Below are 20,039 nucleotides of genomic sequence, written 5' to 3' on the forward strand. Positions count from 1 at the left end.
ACAAATGATTAATTGTTAACTATCGTTTTTTTTTCATTTAATCGAAACGCTAAAAAAGCTGCTATAATAAAAAATACACCAGCAAATAACATGGCGTTTACAGCACTTCCTCCTAATATATATTTATAAATTGGACCAAAAGTTAGCGTTTGTATAAACATTGGAATAACAATCATCATATTTAAAATACCCATATACACACCTCTTCTGTCTTGAGGTACAATTTTTGAAACCATTGTGTAAGGAATTCCCATCATTGCAGCCCAACCTATTCCAAATAAAACCATTGGTACAAGTACTAACATTGGATCTGAAATAAATGGTATTGTAAATAAAGCGATTGCTGTACCTACTAAACTTAAGGCATAAACTTTTTTACCTCCAAAACGTAAAGTTAATGGCACTAAAGCAAGAGCCACTACCATAGTTACTATGTTGTAGGTTAAACTCATTTTTGCTGCTTGTGATGCTGCTTCAGATGTTGAATAGCCAAGAGTTAGTTTAAATAATGGTGTTGTAAATTGCCAGTAAATAAAGAGTGCATACCATTGAAATAGATATACAGCTCCAATTTTCCACATAAATTTTGGCATTTGTTTTATAGCTTCGGCAATTTCTGCAAAAGGTTGTGATATACGCTTTTTAAGTGGTAATGCTTTTATAGCATTAATATCTGCTAGTTCCTCTTTACTTGGTGGAATTTCTGGTGTTTTAAAAACCGACCATAAAATGGTTGTTAAAGACAAGAAAGCACCAATGTAAAATGAATAATATAGCCATTGTGGTATAGTACCTGCAACTTCTACAGATTCTCCTCCAAATAAATATTGAAATAAAACAATGGAACCATTGGCTAGTAAAATTCCTGCTCCAACAAATAAGCTTTGCATTTGAAATCCTAAACTTAACTGTTTTTCTGGTAATTTATCTCCAACAAACGCACGATAAGGCTCCATTGCCATATTGTTTCCAGCATCTAGAATCCATAATAAACCTACTGCAAACCAAAGTACTGGACTATGCGGAAATGCAAATAAGCACAGACTACCTAACAAGGCTCCAATTAAGAAATAAGGCTTTCGTCTTCCCCAACGATTAGACCATGTCTTATCTGACATGGCTCCAATAATAGGCTGCACTAATAATCCTGTAACAGGTCCTGCAATATTTAAAATAGGTAACATCTCTTCTGGTGCTCCTAAATACAAAAAGATTGGATTTATAGCAGTTTGCTGTAAACCAAAACTATATTGAATCCCTAAGAATCCGACATTCATATTAAAAATTTGCCAAAAGGATAATATAGGTTTTTTTATTTCCATGTCTTAGTGTATTAGTTATTTTTTTTTGATACTTATTGCAAAACCTCCACCTGAAGCTAGTTTAATATCTAAAACTGAATCTTTAGTTAATTTTAAAGTTTCAATTGTATAAGCTTCTGGATTGGTGTCCCAATGTGATTTATTAGTGTCTTTGTAAACTGTAGCTTTATAGTTAATGCCTTCTTCTAAAAAATCGAAAGTTAGAGATTCTGTTCTTTCATTTTCATTTGTAACACCTCCTACAAACCAGTTGCCAGTATTTTTTTCTTGTCTAGCAATAGTTACATGTTCTCCTATTTCGCCACTTAACACCTTAGATTGTTGCCAATCGACACCAACATCTGTAATAAATTGAAATGCTGGATGTATTTTACCATTTTCCATATAATGTTCTGGTAAATCGCAAGCCATTTGTAATGGACTATAAATAACAACATACAAGGCTAATTGATGTGCCAAGGTTGTATTGACCTGATTGTCTTTTTTATACTCGTTAAACTTAATATTAAATACACCAGGAGTATAATCTATTGGACCAGATAACATTCTGGTAAACGCAACAGTTGGAATATGGTTTGGTGGATTTCCGCCATCTGAAGCCCAAGCATTAAACTCTTGACCTCTTAGCCCTTCTCTTGCAATAGCATTTGGATACGTTCTGCGTTTTCCTGTTGCTTTTATTGGCTCGTGTGCATTAACTGCAATTTTCTTTTTAGCAGCTTCTTCTAAAACTTTTTGATAATGATTGACCATCCATTGTCCATGATGGTATTCTCCTTTTGGAATTATTTTACCAACGTAACCTGTTTTAACCGAATTAATATTATTCGACTTCATAAAATCATAAGCTACATCCATTTGTTTTTCGTAAGTAAGTGGTGCAGCAGAGGTTTCGTGATGCATAATCACCTCAACACCTTTAGCTTTAGCATAATCCATAACTTCTGGAAAATTGTAATCTGGATAAGGCGTCATAAAATCGAAAACACCTTCTCTGTCATTACTTATCCATTTGTCCCAACCTGTATTCCAGCCTTCAACTAACAGACCTTTAATACCATTTGCAGATGCAAAATCTATAAACCGTTTCGCATTTTCTGTGTTAGCTCCATGACGCGAAGTCCCAACTTTACCTGTTGTATAAGTGTTCATGTCTTGGCTTCCTTCTAAATCCCAAGTGGATTTACCAATATGCATTTCCCACCAAATACCAACGTATTTCATTGGTGTAAAATAACTAACATCGCCAATTGCGTTTGGATCGTTAAGATTTAATATCATTTTAGATTCTATTAAATCGCCAGCTTTTTCGGCTATTTGAATAGTTCTCCAAGGTGTATTAAATGGCACTGTTACTTTTGCTTTTCCGCCTAATCTTTCAGATCCTACCAAGGCACTAGTCATACTTAAATTGTCAGCATCTACTTTTAGCGTCATACCAGCATAATTAGTTAAATCTGCCTCATGAAAACTTAAGTACAAACCATCATCAGTTTTCATTGTAACTGGAGTATTTACAGCATTTTCTGGAATATATGTTGCTGATAAATTTGGATGGTTTTGTTTAGAAAGTGCATCAATATCTGCAAAATTTGTTTGATTATATAAATGCTCATAAATATCCCAATCTCCAGGAATCCACCATACTTTATGGTTTCCTGTGAGGTTAAACTGTGTGTTTTCGTCTGTAATTAAAATGGCTTTTAAGTTTGCTTGTTCAGGAAATTCATACCTAAAACCTAAACCATCGTTGTATACTTTAAAGTGGATGTTTAATTGTCTTTTTTCATTGGATTGTTCTTCTAAAAAAACAACCAATTCGTTGTAATTGTCTCTAACTTCTAATTGTTCTCCCCAAGGCATTTGCCAAGTTTCATCTGAAGATCCTGATGTTGTTTTTACTATTTTAAAATCACTTTTTAAGGAAGGTAAATCTTTAAAATCAAAACTTATGTACGAGGTATCTATAATTGTTTTGTTTTTGTGAGACACTATATACATTGGTTCACCTGTTTTTGACAACCCAAATTCTATAGAAATATTTTTGTCTGGCGATATTACGTTTGTATTATTTGTTGTGGTATTACATGCCACTAAAACAAATGCTATTATTAGTATTAAAACAATTTTAACCTTTTGTGTTTTCATAATTTTAATCTGTTTTTAATTGTGAAATAATAGCTTGATAAGGCTTTAAATTTATTGCTCCATTAACTTTATCAATATCTTCATAATTATTAATTAGTACATTATACATTGTATTAACTACTGGCAATTGTATGCTTGTGTGGTTAGCAGTAAAATTTAAAAGCACTAAAAATTGAGTGTTATCTAATGTTCTAGTATAAGCATAAATTTCTGGATGTTCTTCTTGTAAAATTTGGTAAATTCCGTAGACTAAAACTTCGTTTTCTTTACGTATTTTCACCATTTTTCTAAAGTGATTTAAAACACTTTTTGGATCTTTGTTTTGAGCTTCAACATTAATCGTTTTATAATTCTCATTTACTTTTTTCCAAGGAGTTTCTGCTGTAAATCCTGCATTTTGTGAAGTATCCCATTGCATTGGAGTACGCGCATTTTCTCTGGAATAGTAGTTTAGCTCTTTCATAAAAGCATTCATATCTTTTCCTTTTGCTTCTGCTTTTTTGTAGTCTCCAATTGCTGCAACATCTACATATTGTTCTATGTTAGGCATGTCTATATTTGTCATACCCAATTCATCTCCAAAATAAGTATAAGGCGTACCTCTCATACTTAATAAAAAGGTATTTAGCATTTGTGTGGAAAGCGTTCTAAATTCTGGACTTGGATTTCCAAACCTGTTTACTAATCTAGCATTATCATGATTAGAGAGAAAAACTGCTATCCATCCTTTTTTAGAAAAGGAGTTATCCCAACGTGTAAAGGCTTCTTTAAGTTCTACTAATTTGTAACCATCTGTTGTTTTAGACATCTCAACACACTCAAAGTGATAAGCAACTTGCAGCTCTTTTCTGTCTTCATCTACCAAATCGTGTGCATCTTGTAAAGTTGTTCCTGCGCCTTCTGCTACAGCAAATAAATTATAAGGTTCAATTACTTCTGCGTACATTTCTTTTAAATAATCATGAAGTTGCGGACGCATTCCATACCATTTATCGTATTCTTTTTCGTGTCCTTCTGGCCATTCGGGAAATGTGGTATCTTTACTAGCGTATTGAAAAGCATCCATTCTAAATCCATCGACACCTTTTTTTGCCCAAAATTTCATGATATTAAATACCTCTTCTCTAACTTTTGGATTTTCCCAATTTAAATCTGGTTGTTCTTTAGCAAAATAATGCAAATAATAGGCATTGGTTTTTGCATCGAATTGCCATGCACCTTCTGGATCAAAAATACTGTGCCTTGTTGGTGGAGTTCCTTTTTCGGCAGGCCACCAATGGTAATAATCCCTGTATTTATTATCTATAGAGCTACTAGATTGTTTAAACCATTCGTGCTGATTACTACTGTGGTTTACAACAACATCTAAAACAAATTTAATCCCTCTTTTATGTAAACCATCAAGCATTTCTTGAAAGTCTTCCATCGTTCCATATCTTGGATGTATTGCTCTGTAATTACTTACATCGTAGCCATTATCTACTAAAGGAGATTCAAAAAAAGGATTCATCCAAACCATTGTTACACCAAGACTTTCTATGTAATCTAACTTTTCTATTACACCTCTAAAATCTCCAAAACCATCACCATTTGCGTCTTTAAAACTTTGAGGATAAATTTGATATAACACACCTTCTTTCCACCAGGCTTTGGCGTCTTTATTTAAAACTGCTTGTTTAATAGTTTGGTCTATATTTTTTGTGCTGATACTCATTATTTTAACTAACCTTGTTCCTTTTAAAAAATTAATTATTACACCATTTGTTATTTTGTTGGCATAAATACTTCTGCTTCCCATTCTAATTCGTTTCCTCCAGAATGCGGATCATTTAAAAACACTTCTATTGGCAATTCGTTTATAGCAATATTTTTATTTTTTGCATAATCGATTAATGAAAACCATGCTCTATCTGAAATTCTATAATTACCATTAAACATGGTTTTTATAGCTTCTTTTTTATCTGAAGTTTTAATTTTTACCATTTCAGATTTTGGGTAACTATCTTGTTTTGCAATAGGAAAACAAAAATCGAAAGTCATTATATCTTTTTTTTGATTCCAATTGGTTACCTCTAAAAAAGGATGTCCAGTTAATTGCAATTCATTATTTCTTATATAATTCATGACATCTATGGTATGCGTCATCATTAGCTTAGCTTTTTCGTTTAACTTACCAGATAAAGTTATGTAAGCACAATTTTGAGCAGGAAAAACTTCTTTTGTAACTGAAGATACTTTGTATTCTTCTTCATGGATTTTTAATCCTTTTCTTATTTTGCTAACAGTATTAATACTTCGTTTTACAAAATCTGTTTTAGTAAATGGCACTTTTAATTTTTGAATAAAACTATGTTCTGTATCCTTTAATAACGCTGTTACTTTTGTGATGGAATCGGACTCTTTATGTATTGACCATTTAATGTTTATAATTGAGTCTGAAACTTTCAGGTTTTGTTCAATTTCTGAAAACGGTTTTTTTGAAATGGTTGTTACTGCTTGTTTAGAATTTGGTTCCCAATTATTCCAGCCAATTAATGTAGAATAAACGGTTCCTGGAGCATGCGTTGTTTTAAACGTTACTTTATAATCGTAATCTTTAATTAAAAAATACCAACTAGCAGTAAATACTGCTATTATTAAGATAATATATAAGCTAGTTTTCTTCATTTAAATTATTTCATTTTCACATTATTAGCCACTAAATTCCCCACTTTTCTTCCCTGTGTAAGCCCTTCGTCTATAGCAGCCCTGTAATGAATTCCGCCATATAATCTACTTACAGCAGCTTCTTCTGCTGCTTTATTAAATGAAGCAAATGATCGAATTGGTAAACCATAAGGCACTTCAGTATCATCATCAAATGAGTAATTATCTCCAAAAATTGTTGTTAATACGGTTGAAGCTGCTCCAGACACAACAGAATGTCCGCTTGTATATTCTGGAAAAGGTGGTGTTTGCAAAATAGGTTTCCAGGTTTCGTCTATATGTTGATTAATTAAAGTTTCTGGTCTAATTAAATTACTTCTGTATTTTTCGTCCCAACAACTAATAAAACCATCAAAAATAGCAATGGATGTTTTTGTAAACGCATATACTGCTTCTTCAAAATCGTAATCACTTTTTTTACAGGCAATTTTTGTAATGCCAATCCAGTGTGCTCCTGGAGTGATTTTTTTTGTAGCAAACATTAAGTGTCCACGTGTTACAGATACATAAGGATTACAATCCCAGAATTGTGCAATTTCGATTTCTTTAGAGGTATCTCCTTTTTGGGTTATGTCTTGACTTACATTATACACTTCTAAAAGTTCTTTATAAAACTGGGAGTCCTTTTTTAAAGAAAATTCTGGAGGAGGAACGGGTTTATATTGCGAAGCAGAATCCAAAACTAAGGTTCTAATTTTTTTCCAATGTGGTTCAATACCATCCATATAAGCTGGAGGTGTAGGTTGCCAACGCGACGGATTATCTGCATCTACATTGTACTTATGCATGGTTCTTGTTTGGTGGTAATTATCTACATCAATCCAAGTTTTTAAACTTTTTACTACTTGTAATCCATAGTCTTTAGAAGCTTCAAATTGTTTTAGGTTTTTATTACTCCAAATATTATATAAACTATCTCTGTATTGTATTACTTTTTCTTCAGAAAAAACAAGCGATTTACTTAACTCCATATGTGCAACTAATGCTGCTACTTTAAGATTAACATCTTTAGAATTTGCTTTAGGAATTGGTTTTAGTCCTTTTAATTGTCCTGCTAAAGATTTATAAGCACTATCATTTTGTGCTATTATTTCGAAAGCAGCAATGTTTGGGTAAGCGTAAATTCGGCTAGCAACAGGTGGCGAAAAAATATCGTGTACCATTATTTGCGTTACAAGATCTACACCATTGTAAAATTCGTTTGCAGTTATATCAATAGGTTCTTGTTTGGTATTACAGCTATGTAATAACATACTTATTGTAAGTATTGCAATTATTTTATTGTATTTGATAAATTTGAATAGCTTCATTATGTATTACAGCAATTAAATATTGTTTATTATTTATTGTTATTGTGTCTAGTTTTGTAACCGCTTTATTAAAAAAGTTTAAACCTAGCGTGTTTCCTAATTTAATCTCATTTTCATTTTGAATTAGTGCACCTAAAAAACCATCAAATCTGCTATGATAAGGTTTTACGCCAAAGTAATTTCCTGCACAAAGCACTTGTTCTTTACCAGATATTTTGAGTTTTGTGAAACAATTAATTGGTGACACTTGTAATTGATTATTAAACGGAACAAACTTAAATTTACCATTGGTATTCCTTAAAAATCCAGATGCTAACGTATGTACCTTCAACGTGGTTGCTTTATTTAAAACTGCCTCATCAAAAACTTGGTTAATAGGTTTTCCCGCAAAGTCTTTATAGGTAGTAAACTTCTTTTTAGTAAGACTTACCAATTGTGAACTTAACTCATCTAATCCTTCTTGCGGATAATACACACCATTTTTCTCGATAGCTAAAAGGGTTTCCGTTTTGTTGTTATTATCAAAATCTGAATAGTACATAAGCATAGGAAACGCTTCTGAAGCTTTAAATTTTGAGTTGGTTCCCCAATTTCCAAGCAGATAATCTAAATCGCCATCTCCATCTATATCAAAAGGTATAATTGCACGCCATAATCCGTTTAGTGGATTGGAGATATAATTGCTGGACTTATCTATAAATTCGCCATTAGTATTCTCTAAAAACAAGGGTTGCATCCACTCGCCAACTACAATTAAATCTTGTTTATTATCGTTATTAAAATCGGTCCAAATGGCATCTCTAACCATGCCTAATTTACCTAACGATTTTTTAGAGAAAGTCCCTTTGTTATTTTCTAAGATGTAACTTTCTGGACTGTTCCCAAAATCGTTAGACATCGAGGCATTTCCAACAAAAACATCTAAATCTCCATCTGCATCATAATCCATTGCTTTAATAACCGAAGTATCCTCAAAACCTTCTGGAAATGGTAATGCTTGTAAACTGTTATTAGCAGTTGTGTATAAATTATTTTGAAGGGCTTTAGATTTACCAAAAAATTCTCCACCACCAGAAGCTACCAGCAAATCGTTACTATTATCGTTATTAAAATCTGAAATAATGGCTGCATTATCTTCAATTAAAGCCTGTTTGGTAAGTAAGCTGTCTTCAAATTTTATAAATCCAGATTCGTTTTGTAAATATATTTCTGAAGCATTATGTTTTCCGTTTCCTAAATACAAATCTGCTTTACCATCATTATTTAAATCGCCAATAGCAAGTGCTGGACCTCTATCTGAAATTTGATATGGAATTAATTTATTTCTGTTAGAATCTATATAATTATTTTCGGAATGTGTGTAATTGATTCCTAAATTGTCTTCCTCTAAATTAAAAACAGAATGATTATTGGTAGTTGCAACCTTATAATCATGTGCTTTTGGATTATCTATTGAAACATCTAAAGTCTGATTTGAGGCTACATTTTTTAACGTTTGAAACGTTTTGTTAGGCCAAATAACTTTTATTGAATCGATGGTTTTTATAGAATCTAGACCAAAATGCAAAATAGGTTGAGAGGACGATTGAAAACCACGCTGTACATACAACTCTTTAGATTGCAACTTATTTTTATGATATATTATGGCTTTTGTACCAATACCAAAACGGTTTTTATTAGTGTATTTAAATTTTAGTTTTAGGTAGTTTTTTGAAGCATTAGTTGTGTTAATATAAATACTTGCTGGAGCATTTATATTGTTGGTTATGATGTCTAAATCGCCATCATTATCTAAATCGCCATAAGCGGAACCTGTAGAATAAGTAGCATTTTGGCTAACCCAATCTTGGGTTTTATTATTAAATTTTAAATCTGAATCACCTTCAAAAAAATTATTTTTCAATTTACCGTCAGGCATAAAGTTTAGAGCTTCTTTATCGATTAGGTTTGTGGTTTCCATTTTCTTTTTAACCTGACTATTTGAAATGTATTTTATATAATCTAAATCATTTGGTCGTTTAGGAATTCCGTTTGCAATAAAAATATCTTGTTTAGCATCCTGATTAAAATCTGCAATTAACGGACTCCAACTCCAATCTGTAGCAGCAAGATTACTCATTAGAGCTGTTTCGGTAAAACTGCCTCCATTTTGGTTAATTTGAAGCATATTTCTTGCATACTGATAGTGGTAACCATATTGCTTTATACGTAAATTTTGAATTTGAATATTATCGTCTCCAGCAGAAGATTTTAGTACCTTTTCGTCTTCAGGTAACATATCTAAAGTAATTAAATCTGAATAACCATCATTATTTACATCTGCAGCATCATTACCCATTGAAAATTTACTAACATGTCCAAAATGCGTTTTTAATGTTTCGGTAAAAGTGCCATTTCCATTGTTTAAATAGTAGTAATCGTCTTCATGAAAATCGTTACTTACATAAATATCTGGAAAGCCATCCGCATTAAAATCTGAAATAGCCAATCCTAAACCATAACCATTTGCGCCTCCATAAATACCTGCTTCCTCACTTACATCAACAAATTTTCCGTTATTGTTTTTAAGTAATTTATCGCCACTTTCGTAAGTTCTGTTATTTCTAATACTGGCTTTTCCAAAAGATTCTTCAGAATGAATAGCATGATTTAATAAGTACATATCTAAATCGCCATCTAAATCGTAATCAAAAAACGTAGCAGAAGAGCTATAATTATCAAAGTCTAAACCATAAGCATTTGCACTTTCTGTAAAGGTCAAGTCACCATTATTAATAAATAGCTCATTTGAACCAACAAAGCCATTAATACCAACAACTGCACACACATAAATATCTAACAAACCATCGTTATTTACATCTGCCATAGCAACACCTGTACTCCACGTATTTTCACCTTCAATTTTAGCGTTAAAAGATATGTCTTCAAATTGAAGATTGCCTTTGTTTAAATACAGTTTGTTTTTTTGCTGATTTGAGGTAAAGAAAATATCAGGAAGATTATCGTTATTGATGTCTCCTATTGCTACTCCTCCACCATTATAATAGTATAAATAATCTAAAATATTCTGACCTAAAGTATCTTTTAAAGTATTAGAAAAATGAATACCTGATTTATCTGGACTTAAAACATCAAATTGTTTATTGGCATTTTTGTTACAACCCAAAAAAAGCAAGCAAAGGATACTATATAAAATAAATTTATTCATTGTTTAGCTTGAATATTTTAGGTTTTTCATTATTAATTCCAGCAATAATAAATGTGTCTTTTTTTCCTTTTATAATGGAAATATTTTTCATTTCACCTTCAACAAAAAAGCCAGATTTATTTTTATCTATCCAATTAAAATCACCTTTACCATTTCCTAATAAAAGACTACCAAAACTGGCATCTAATCTAGAATATTGTGGTTTTAGTTGGTATTGATTTCCACCTAAAAGTAAATCTAAATTAGCATCATTATTAACATCTAAAACCTGTATGGCTTTAACGCTTGAAAATTGAACTTGAACTGGTAATGGTTGTATTTTAAAAACACCTTCTTTACTATTTAGGGCTATTACAGTTTCTGAAGTATTAACCTCTCTAACAATAGAATTGTCTATAATTTCTTTTGAAAACAACTCATCAATGGATTTGGTAGCATAATCAGAAAACTTTAAATTTTTCTTTTTTAAAGAGACGATTTGTGCGGTTAATTCATGCTTAGTAATTATTGGCACATCTTTACCATCAATAGTTTCTGTTATAATTTGCTCAATGGTTCCATTATTATCAAAATCGTTAACATAGATTTTAATAGGTTTTTCTTTTGAAGGTTTGTATGGAAGATTTAATCCGTTATTACCTAAAATTAAATCCATTAAACCATCATTATTTATATCGGCAACTTTTACAGTATTCCACCATCCAGAATAATTACTTAAATTGGTTTTAAATGGCACTAATTGTTTTCCGTTATTTTTGAAAATTTTAGGAGTTCCCCAATCTTCAGTAATAATTAAATCTTTTTTATTGTCACCATTAATATCAGTCCAAACTGCATCAGTAACCATTCCTAAAGTATTAAAAGCGTATGCTTTACTTTGGGTGACATCCTTGAATTCTCCGTTTCCTACATTTTCTAGCAATTGTTGTTTTGCATTAATAGCATAAACCGCAGGAACGCTGCTGTTTCCTACAAAAACATCTATATCGCCATCATTATCAAAATCTAAAGCTGCAATTACAGATGCATTATGAAATGTTGCAGGAATACTAGTTTTACTTTTGGCAAATACACCTTTTCCATTGTTTAGGTATAGCCTAGTTTTATATAGTTTCTCATCGTTAATCTCATTACCTCCAGAGCCAACCATGAGGTCTAAATCACCATCTGCATCTGCATCAAAAAAAGCAGAAGCTGTGTCTTCTAAATTAACATCTTCAATAAAACCATTAGTGTTTTGTTTTTTAAACGTTCCGTTAATGCCTTGTAAATATAAATGTGCTTCTTGCTTTTTTGCTCCTCCAACAAAAACATCCTCTAAACCGTCTTGATTAACATCTCCTACAGCTACTGTTGGTCCTTCTTTAGATAGCATTTGATGAATTAATCCTTCGTAATTAAAATCGACATGATTATTTTCATAATGAGGTGTTAGATTTGTATTCTTAATTTCTGTAAAGAAAGTCTTACTGTTTTGAGAAGAAGGTTTAAATACATTAGATGCGTTATTTTGATTGAATGTGTACTTCTTATTTGGAAGAATATTTGATTTTGATTGAAATGAATCATCTGGCCAAATAATTTGAATAGAATCGATAGTTTTATTTCCAATTCCAATAGTTTGAACATAATCTACAGAAGACTGAAAACCTCTTGACGGAATGACTTCTTGAAGAATAACTTCTTGATTAGAAAATAATTTAATTTTACTTCCAATTGCGTTAATGTTTGGAGATTTTCCTTTTAAATGAATTTTTAAATACTTGTTTTTTGAAACCGTTTCGGTATTGTTTTTATAAACTAGCGCCTCTTGATTTACGTTATTTATGACCAAATCTAAATCGCCATCATTATCTAAATCGCCATAGGCTGCTCCACTAGAAAAGGTAGGTTTATCAAAACCCCAGTTTTTACTTACATTTTTAAAACCTAATTGACCATTATTTTGAAATGCATAATTGGTTATAGGATTACTTGGCATTTTATTAATGATATTAGAAACTTCTTCTTTTTCACCTGTAAGTATCATGTTTTGAATGATATCATTTGCAAAAAAGTTCATAAAATCCTGATTGGTCAAATCATGATAAATTCCGTTACAAACAAATATATCTTTGTTACCATCATTATCCATATCGAATAATAAAGCTCCCCAACTCCAGTCTGTTTTTGAGACACCACTTAAATTGGCTATTTCAGAAAAATCGTTATTACCACTATTTAGTTGTAAACTGTTTTGCATGAATTGATGGTCAAAATCCAAACCTTGTTTTCTTTGATAGACATCAAAATTTTCAAATTGTGTAGTTTCTTTAGTTCTTTTGTTGTCTTCTGGCAACATATCTGTTACAAAAACATCTGGATTGCCATCATTATTTAAATCGGCCATATCTGCTCCCATAGAAGATTGACTGGTATGTGTTGTCCAATCTTTTATAGATTCTGTAAATGTGCCATCTTGATTGTTAATGTATAGGTAATCACGTTCATAAAAATCGTTAGAAACGTAGATATCTTGGTAGTTATCGTTATTTAAATCTCCTACTGTTACACCAAGACCAAAACCAATAAGGCTTCCAAAAATTCCTGCTTCTTCGCTTACATCTACAAATAATCCGTTATCATTTCTTAGTAATTTATCTCCTCCACCTTTTAACAAACCAGGCACTTCCCAATCTTTAGCACGTAATTCTCTTTTATTAGAATAATTTAAGGTGTTAACAGGAATAAAGCTATTGTTAAGTATATAGACGTCTAAATCTCCATCTTTATCATAATCAAAAAATGCTGCGTGCGTTGTTAGTCCGTTTTCAGCAAGATTATATTTTTCGGCTTGCTCTGTAAAGGTTAAATCACCGTTATTTATGAAGAGTTCGTTTTTTAGATTATCACCTTCTACGTTTCCTGCATTACATACATAAATGTCTAATAAACCATCATTATTTATATCAACCATCACTACACCTGTTGACCAAATGTTAGTCCCTTTTACTTTAGCAGTTTCTGAAATGTCTTTAAATTTAAAATCACCTTGGTTTAGAAACAATTTGTTTTCACCTTGATTGGCAGTTAAATACAGATCTGGAAGACTATCGTTATTTATGTCTCCAATTGCAACTCCACCACCATTATAAAAGTTTCTATACGTGAAGATATTTAACTCTTTTTCGTTTTCTATGGTATTGATGAAATTAATTCCAGTCTGGGTTGAATTAAGGTTTGAAAACAACAAATTTTGCTCATTACCAGTTGTTTTTTCTTTACAAGAAACCAGAAGAATTAAAATAAAAAATGCTAAAATATTGTTATTCATAAAATTAAAAACTGCAGATCTATTTATAATTTTTAAGATAATATTTTTTCTTTTTGTAAGTCAAAAAAAGGGGATGAATATCCCCTTTTTCTTTTGAACAATAATTCAATAAGACTAATTTAATAAATTATTTTTCAATGTTAATATCCTGGATTTTGTGTTAAATTAGGATTAGTACTTAAAGCAGATGCTGGTATTGGAAAGATTATCCTAGTTCTATCCGACGTACTTGGTCTTTCTTGAACAGGATTTAAGAATGTATTAAAACGAATTTGATCATTACGTCTCCAACCTTCCCAATATAACTCTCTTGAGCGTTCTTCTAAAATATCGTCTAATGTAGTACCTGTATATAAAGTTTCAACACCTCTAGCAGTTCTTAATGTAGTTAATAGTGTTGAAGGATCTCCACCCATTCTTGCCATAGCTTCTGCTTTCATTAATAACACATCTGCAAGTCTAAAGACTACATAATCATTTGCCGGACGATCAACATTCTCGTAATCAGGCATATACTTAATAACTCTCATCCCTCTTACTTCTGTAGTATTTGCTAATTCAAAGTCCTCGGTGTAGATTAATGGGTTACCATTTCTATCTTCTAAAGCAACACCATTTTCATCGTATTGTTGACCAAGTAAAATACCAGCGTTTAATCCAGTTACATCAGTAACACCTGTGTAAGACCCACCTCTTCTATCATCACTTGGATCGAATCTGTCATATAAATCGGTTAATCCTACAAAACCATTCCAACCTCCTTGGTTGTAATGTAAAGTCATAAAATATAACTCCCTTAAATTTCCTCCAGTAACATTGTCATTTTCTGATACAAGAATATCTTCTGTAGATAGATTTGTATTATCAGGTGCAAACATATCAAAGTAGTTTGTCTGTAAACTATAAGGTCCTGCCATTACTATATCGCAATAATCTATTACTTGTTGCATATCTGTAGGGTCAAAAGTATAAGGTCCTACTTGAGGTGTCCCATCTGCATCTGTAGCTTTGTAAACTGCTTTATTTAAATATAATTTGGCTAATAATGCCGCAGCAGAATACCTATTTGCAGTATTACTCTCTGAGGTAGCTGGCATATTATTAAATACAGCTTCTAATGATGTAATTGCGAAATCAATTGCTTCCGATCTTGAAAGAACAGTTGGATTATCTGCGTAATTAGAACCTGGCTCTCTAAATGGTACTTGACCAAAAATATCAAGTGCGTTAAATATATAAAAACTCATATAAAACGTTGCAACAGCTTCTTGTTCTACTGTTGGCTCATTTGATAAAGCATCAATAGCAGAGAACAATCCACCTAATAATTGGTTCCATGTATTATTTACTTGCGGATGAGATGAATTCCATAAATGTAAATGTAAAGCTCTCCAAGCACCACCATCATCCCAATCAGCACCACGTGTTGGACCTGCAGTTTCATCTGAAGCATGTTGTTGAAGACTGTATTGGTTTCCAACAGTCTGAAACGATCGTAATTGGTTGTATGCTGCAGAAATTTGACCTGTAACTATTTGTTGACTTTCTAAACCACTTTCTTCTGAAAGCCCTTCTAAATCTTCTTCTAGGTCTGTACATGTAAAAAGAAATACAGCACTTAAAGCTAAAATTAATTGTTTTTTCATAATTCTTTTTTTTAAAAATTTAAGTTTATTCCTAATGAGAATGAACGTGCTCTTGGATAACCTGAGTATTCAATTCCAAAAGAAGGCACTCCATTTACTTGTTTGTTTGCATTTACTTCAGGATCTAAACCACTGTAAGGTGTAATAATAAATAGGTTTTGTCCTGTAAGTGATATTCTTGCACTAGATAAGTATTGACCAACTTTACCTAGTTTTTCTCCATCTAGAGTATATCCAACTGAAGCATTTGAAAGTCTGAAGAAGTCTCCAGATTCCAAAAATCTTGTAGAAATTATTGTCCCAGATGGCGCTTCACCGTTACCAATAATATTTGAAGTAACATTTTCTCCTCTATCAAATAAATTACCTGCGGTAAATAAAGCATTTGCGGTATTATTATAAATTTGATGACCGTATGCACCATAACCATTAGCGGTAAAATCCCAATTTTTATAATTAGCTCTAAGGAAAAGACCTATATTAATGTCTGGGTTTGGATCTCCAACAAATGCTCTATCACTGCCACCTCCTGGTTGGTCAAAATCAGTGTTTATAATACCATCACCATTGGTATCAGCATAAATTGGCACTCCACTAGCGTCAAATCCTTCAAATACTGGAAGGTAAAAAGCATATAATGGTTGACCATCATATAGCAATTGAAAAGTATCACCAGAAAGTCCATTACCACTTGCAGCACCTGTTTGAACTCCAACAGTTGCAAAAGCATCCTTACCATTAATCTTATTATTTAAGAATGATATGTTTCCTCCAACTTCAACAGAAAAATCATCATTTTCAACAACTTTATAGTTTAATCCAATCTCTACACCAGAATTTATTATCTCGTCACTAAAGTTAGCCCAAGTAAATGATCCTACTGGACCTGGTTGAGCTACTGGTAATCTAAATAGTAAATCATCTGTGTTTTTTCTAAAGTAATCTATATTACCTGAAAGTTTACCATCATTAATTTCAAAATCAACACCAATATTAGTTTGGGTTGTTGTTTCCCATTTTAAATCAGGATTACCAATATTTAAACGAGTAACACCTCCTGTGTCTTGAGGAACAAAGACATCTCTTGCTGCTTCAGCGTTAAATTGCTGATTTCCTGTTTGACCCCAACCTGCTCTCAGTTTTAATTCTGTTATAGCATCTGGTAAAAAACCTTCTTCATGTATTTTCCATGCAGCTGCAAAAGCTGGGAAATAACCATATTTATTATTAGAACCAAATCTGCTTGAACCATCTGCTCTTACAGTTGCAGTTAAAATATATTTATCTTGAAATTTAAAAATCCCTCTAGCAAAGTAAGATTGTAAAGAAATAGGTACAAATCCAACTAAATTAGCTATTGGATCATATGATAATGATGAATATGCATTTCTATCAATTGTAGCAGCTGCAAAAATATTATCTAAATAGAAACTCTGATCGTCAAAATCAAAATCTCTTAAGGTTAATGCCTCACCACTACCAGTGTACTTTTCATAAGAATGTCCAATTACAGCATTTACATTAAAATTATCAGAGACATCTTTGGTAAACGACAGCGTGTTTGTAAATAACTGATTTAAAAATTTAGAGTTTTGGATATTTGCAAAACCTCTATCTAGCGTTCCAATAGTATTTAATAATCTTGAAGCGGCAATACCTCTATAAGAATTTGTTCTATCAAACCCATAAGTAAAGTTATAATTTAAATAATCAGTAAATTTTATTTTAGCACTTACATTACCGAACAACTTAGTTGTTTCAGATTCATCATTATAGTAGTTTAAAAAAGCTACTGGATTTCTTTGATTATCTGATGGCTGAAAATAAGTTCCATCTGCATTAAAGAAAGATTGTGTTGGGTTCCACTTTAATGCAGATAACAATAAATCTCCTTGCGCTCCAACAGTTTCAGATAACGCTGTAGCTTCACTATCTATCTGCGAAGCTGTAAGGTTTGCAGAAACTTCTAAAACATTATCAAAAAACTTTTGAGAAATACTTGTATTGAAAGAGTATTTATCTAAGCCAGTATTTTCAATAACACCTTCTTGATTAAGTAAACCTAATGACAATCTATAATTTCCTGTATCTGAACCACCAGAATATGATATATTATGCTCATTAGTAACAGCAGTTCTTGTTATTTCATCAAAAGCATTTACGCTTGAACCTGCATCTGCACTAGGATTAGCACTAGCAAAAGCAGCTGAATCTAATAAATCATACTCATTTGCTACAGTTGAAGTCGTTGTAGAAAAAGAATAATTAAGTTTCCCTTTACCTCTTTTTCCCGATTTTGTAGTAATTAATATAACTCCATTTGCAGCACGAGAACCATAAATAGCTGTTGCAGATGCGTCTTTAAGAATTGATATAGATTCAATATCATTTGAATTAATAAAATTTAATGGGTTTTTAGCACTACTCGATCCTGCAAGATCTCCAGTTGATGTTCCTGAAGAATTTGTGTCATTATTAAATGGCACACCATCTATTACATATAATGGGTCGTTTCCAGACCTTACTGAAGAGGAACCACGAATTCGGATAGTTGCTCCTGCACCAGGTTCACCACTAGAAGATGTTACTTGAACGCCTGCTGAGCGACCTTGGAGTAATTGCTCTGGAGAAGTAGTTACACCTCTATTAAAATCTTCTGTATTAACGACATCTACTGACCCTGTAGCATCTTGTTTAGTTGTTGAACCATAACCAATGATAACTACCTCATCTAATTTCGCAGCATCCTCTTCTAACACAACATTAATTATAGATTCATTATTAATTTGAATTTCTTTAGTTGTATAACCAATATAACTAAAAACAAGTATATCGCTACTTGACACATCATCAATGTTATAATTTCCATTAAAATCGGTTTGCGAACCATTTGTAGCTCCTTTTACAACTACATTTACACCAGGTAATGGACCAGTATTATCAGAAACAACTCCTGACACAGAGGTTTGCGCATAAATAAGACTTCCGCACAGTAAAAGTATTGGAAGTATCATTTTTGTAAGTAATTTGTTTTTCATATTTAAATTAATGTTTGAGTTAGTATAAATTTTAAGTCTAAACGGTTTTTTGCTTTTAATCACTAAATAGGTTTAACAATTATTTAACGAATGTTTGATTTTTTTCATGATTATCAAAAAAATAATATTAAAATCGTCTAAAAATCGACCGAAAACGTTTTCGCTATTTATCATTTTAACAAATAAGACCCTTGTTTTGTGTAAGATTAATATTATATCTGAATGATTTTTTTTTATTCTTATATATTACATAGTGTTTTTGCATAATTCTCATTATCCATATTCTAAGAAATAATGAAGTTTTAAAGTATTTACTGGATAATTACAAGTACTGTAACTGAAAAAAAAATGGTAACAAAAAATTGTTACCAAAATTAACACCTCTATTTACTTAAAATATAGAAGTCCAAGTATAATATTAAAAAGAGGCAGAATGAATTCTCTTTTAAGTTATTATTTAAAAATTAACCATTAATTAACTCATTAATTTTAGCACTACTTAGTTTAGGATTTGCACCTTCACTAGATGCTACCAATGCACCAATAGCACAAGCAAAATCTAAAGCTTGTTGTGGTGTTTCATCTTTAAGCAATCTATCTATTAAAGTAGCTAAAAATGAGTCTCCAGAGCCAACGGTGTCTTTTACATTTACTTTATATCCATCATTAAAATAAAAAGTATCATTTATATAAATAACTGCTCCATTTGCGCCAAGAGTTACGCATATAGCTTTGGTATTGGTATATTTTGCAATAAATTTTATGTTTTCTTCTATATTTTTTGAATTAAATTGTAACGTATTACAAATTTCAAATAGTTCATCATCATTAAATTTAATGAAATCGGCTTTTTGCATTAATGATTTTAATGCACTTATTTTATAATGAGGAGGTCTTAAATTTACATCAAACACCTTAAACGAAGCTTCTTTTAAAAGCTCTAAAAGCGTATTATAAGATACTTCGTTTCTTGCTATTAAACTTCCAAAAATAAAGGCATCTGCTTTTTTTATTGTACCCAATAAATCATCATTATATGTTATAAAATCCCAAGCACAGGGAAACTCTATACTGTAACTAGCAGAACCTTTACTATCTATACTTACAATCACTTCACTTGTATTATAAGCTTCTGTAATTTGAATGTTTGAATAATCTAACCCTTCTTCCTTTAGATAATTTAGCAAATTAGTACCATTTTTATCCTTACCAACACTACTAATTATTGTCACATTATTATTAAATGAATGAAGCCTTAGTGCTACATTAAGAGGTGCACCTCCAATCTTTTTATGTGATGGAAACACATCCCATAATACTTCGCCAAAACATACAATATTAGACATAC

Annotated in this window: 10 protein-coding genes; all 10 read right to left on the reverse strand. The window is 31.6% G+C overall.

Annotated features, from left to right (window positions below):
• Nucleotides 1-8: 8 nt before the first annotated feature.
• Complete coding sequence (locus tag ACVC43_RS07550; protein ID WP_452223894.1) at nucleotides 9-1,322, reverse strand: MFS transporter; 1,314 nt, start codon at nucleotides 1,320-1,322, stop codon at nucleotides 9-11.
• Between the two features lie 15 nt (nucleotides 1,323-1,337).
• Nucleotides 1,338-3,470: a glycoside hydrolase family 97 protein gene (locus ACVC43_RS07555; protein WP_452223895.1), complete on the reverse strand. Its 2,133-nt coding sequence runs from the start codon at nucleotides 3,468-3,470 to the stop codon at nucleotides 1,338-1,340.
• Between the two features lie 4 nt (nucleotides 3,471-3,474).
• Nucleotides 3,475-5,184: a glycoside hydrolase family 13 protein gene (locus ACVC43_RS07560; protein WP_452223896.1), complete on the reverse strand. Its 1,710-nt coding sequence runs from the start codon at nucleotides 5,182-5,184 to the stop codon at nucleotides 3,475-3,477.
• A gap of 50 nt (nucleotides 5,185-5,234) precedes the next feature.
• On the reverse strand, nucleotides 5,235-6,137 hold the full coding sequence (locus tag ACVC43_RS07565; protein ID WP_452223897.1) for a hypothetical protein: 903 nt from the start codon (nucleotides 6,135-6,137) through the stop codon (nucleotides 5,235-5,237).
• A 5-nt stretch (nucleotides 6,138-6,142) separates the two neighbouring features.
• On the reverse strand, nucleotides 6,143-7,429 hold the full coding sequence (locus ACVC43_RS07570) for a vanadium-dependent haloperoxidase (RefSeq protein ID WP_452223898.1): 1,287 nt from the start codon (nucleotides 7,427-7,429) through the stop codon (nucleotides 6,143-6,145).
• Between the two features lie 25 nt (nucleotides 7,430-7,454).
• Entirely contained in the window at nucleotides 7,455-10,694 is a 3,240-nt protein-coding gene (locus ACVC43_RS07575) for a VCBS repeat-containing protein (RefSeq protein WP_452223899.1), read from the reverse strand.
• Nucleotides 10,687-14,007, reverse strand: coding sequence for a VCBS repeat-containing protein (locus ACVC43_RS07580; protein WP_452223900.1), 3,321 nt, complete (start codon nucleotides 14,005-14,007; stop codon nucleotides 10,687-10,689). The genes ACVC43_RS07575 and ACVC43_RS07580 overlap by 8 nt, the downstream gene beginning before the upstream one ends.
• Before the next feature lie 140 nt (nucleotides 14,008-14,147).
• Entirely contained in the window at nucleotides 14,148-15,653 is a 1,506-nt protein-coding gene (locus ACVC43_RS07585) for a RagB/SusD family nutrient uptake outer membrane protein (RefSeq protein WP_452223901.1), read from the reverse strand.
• A gap of 11 nt (nucleotides 15,654-15,664) precedes the next feature.
• Nucleotides 15,665-18,691 carry a SusC/RagA family TonB-linked outer membrane protein gene (locus ACVC43_RS07590; protein ID WP_452223902.1) on the reverse strand — a complete coding sequence of 1,009 codons (3,027 nt, stop codon included), beginning with the start codon at nucleotides 18,689-18,691 and terminating at the stop codon, nucleotides 15,665-15,667.
• A 464-nt stretch (nucleotides 18,692-19,155) separates the two neighbouring features.
• Complete coding sequence (locus tag ACVC43_RS07595) at nucleotides 19,156-20,037, reverse strand: carbohydrate kinase family protein (protein WP_452223903.1); 882 nt, start codon at nucleotides 20,035-20,037, stop codon at nucleotides 19,156-19,158.
• Nucleotides 20,038-20,039: the final 2 nt, after the last annotated feature.

It is taken from the genome of Lacinutrix chionoecetis, assembly GCF_053604665.1.

Bases quoted from the DNA above. Each gene is read 5' to 3' on its own strand.
- ACVC43_RS07550 (WP_452223894.1), bottom strand. From the start codon at position 1,322: ATGGAAATAAAAAAACCTATATTATCCTTTTGGCAAATTTTTAATATG.
- ACVC43_RS07555 (WP_452223895.1), bottom strand. From the start codon at position 3,470: ATGAAAACACAAAAGGTTAAAATTGTTTTAATACTAATAATAGCATTT.
- ACVC43_RS07560 (WP_452223896.1), bottom strand. From the start codon at position 5,184: ATGAGTATCAGCACAAAAAATATAGACCAAACTATTAAACAAGCAGTT.
- ACVC43_RS07565 (WP_452223897.1), bottom strand. From the start codon at position 6,137: ATGAAGAAAACTAGCTTATATATTATCTTAATAATAGCAGTATTTACT.
- ACVC43_RS07570 (WP_452223898.1), bottom strand. From the start codon at position 7,429: ATGTTATTACATAGCTGTAATACCAAACAAGAACCTATTGATATAACT.
- ACVC43_RS07575 (WP_452223899.1), bottom strand. From the start codon at position 10,694: ATGAATAAATTTATTTTATATAGTATCCTTTGCTTGCTTTTTTTGGGT.
- ACVC43_RS07580 (WP_452223900.1), bottom strand. From the start codon at position 14,007: ATGAATAACAATATTTTAGCATTTTTTATTTTAATTCTTCTGGTTTCT.
- ACVC43_RS07585 (WP_452223901.1), bottom strand. From the start codon at position 15,653: ATGAAAAAACAATTAATTTTAGCTTTAAGTGCTGTATTTCTTTTTACA.
- ACVC43_RS07590 (WP_452223902.1), bottom strand. From the start codon at position 18,691: ATGAAAAACAAATTACTTACAAAAATGATACTTCCAATACTTTTACTG.
- ACVC43_RS07595 (WP_452223903.1), bottom strand. From the start codon at position 20,037: ATGTCTAATATTGTATGTTTTGGCGAAGTATTATGGGATGTGTTTCCA.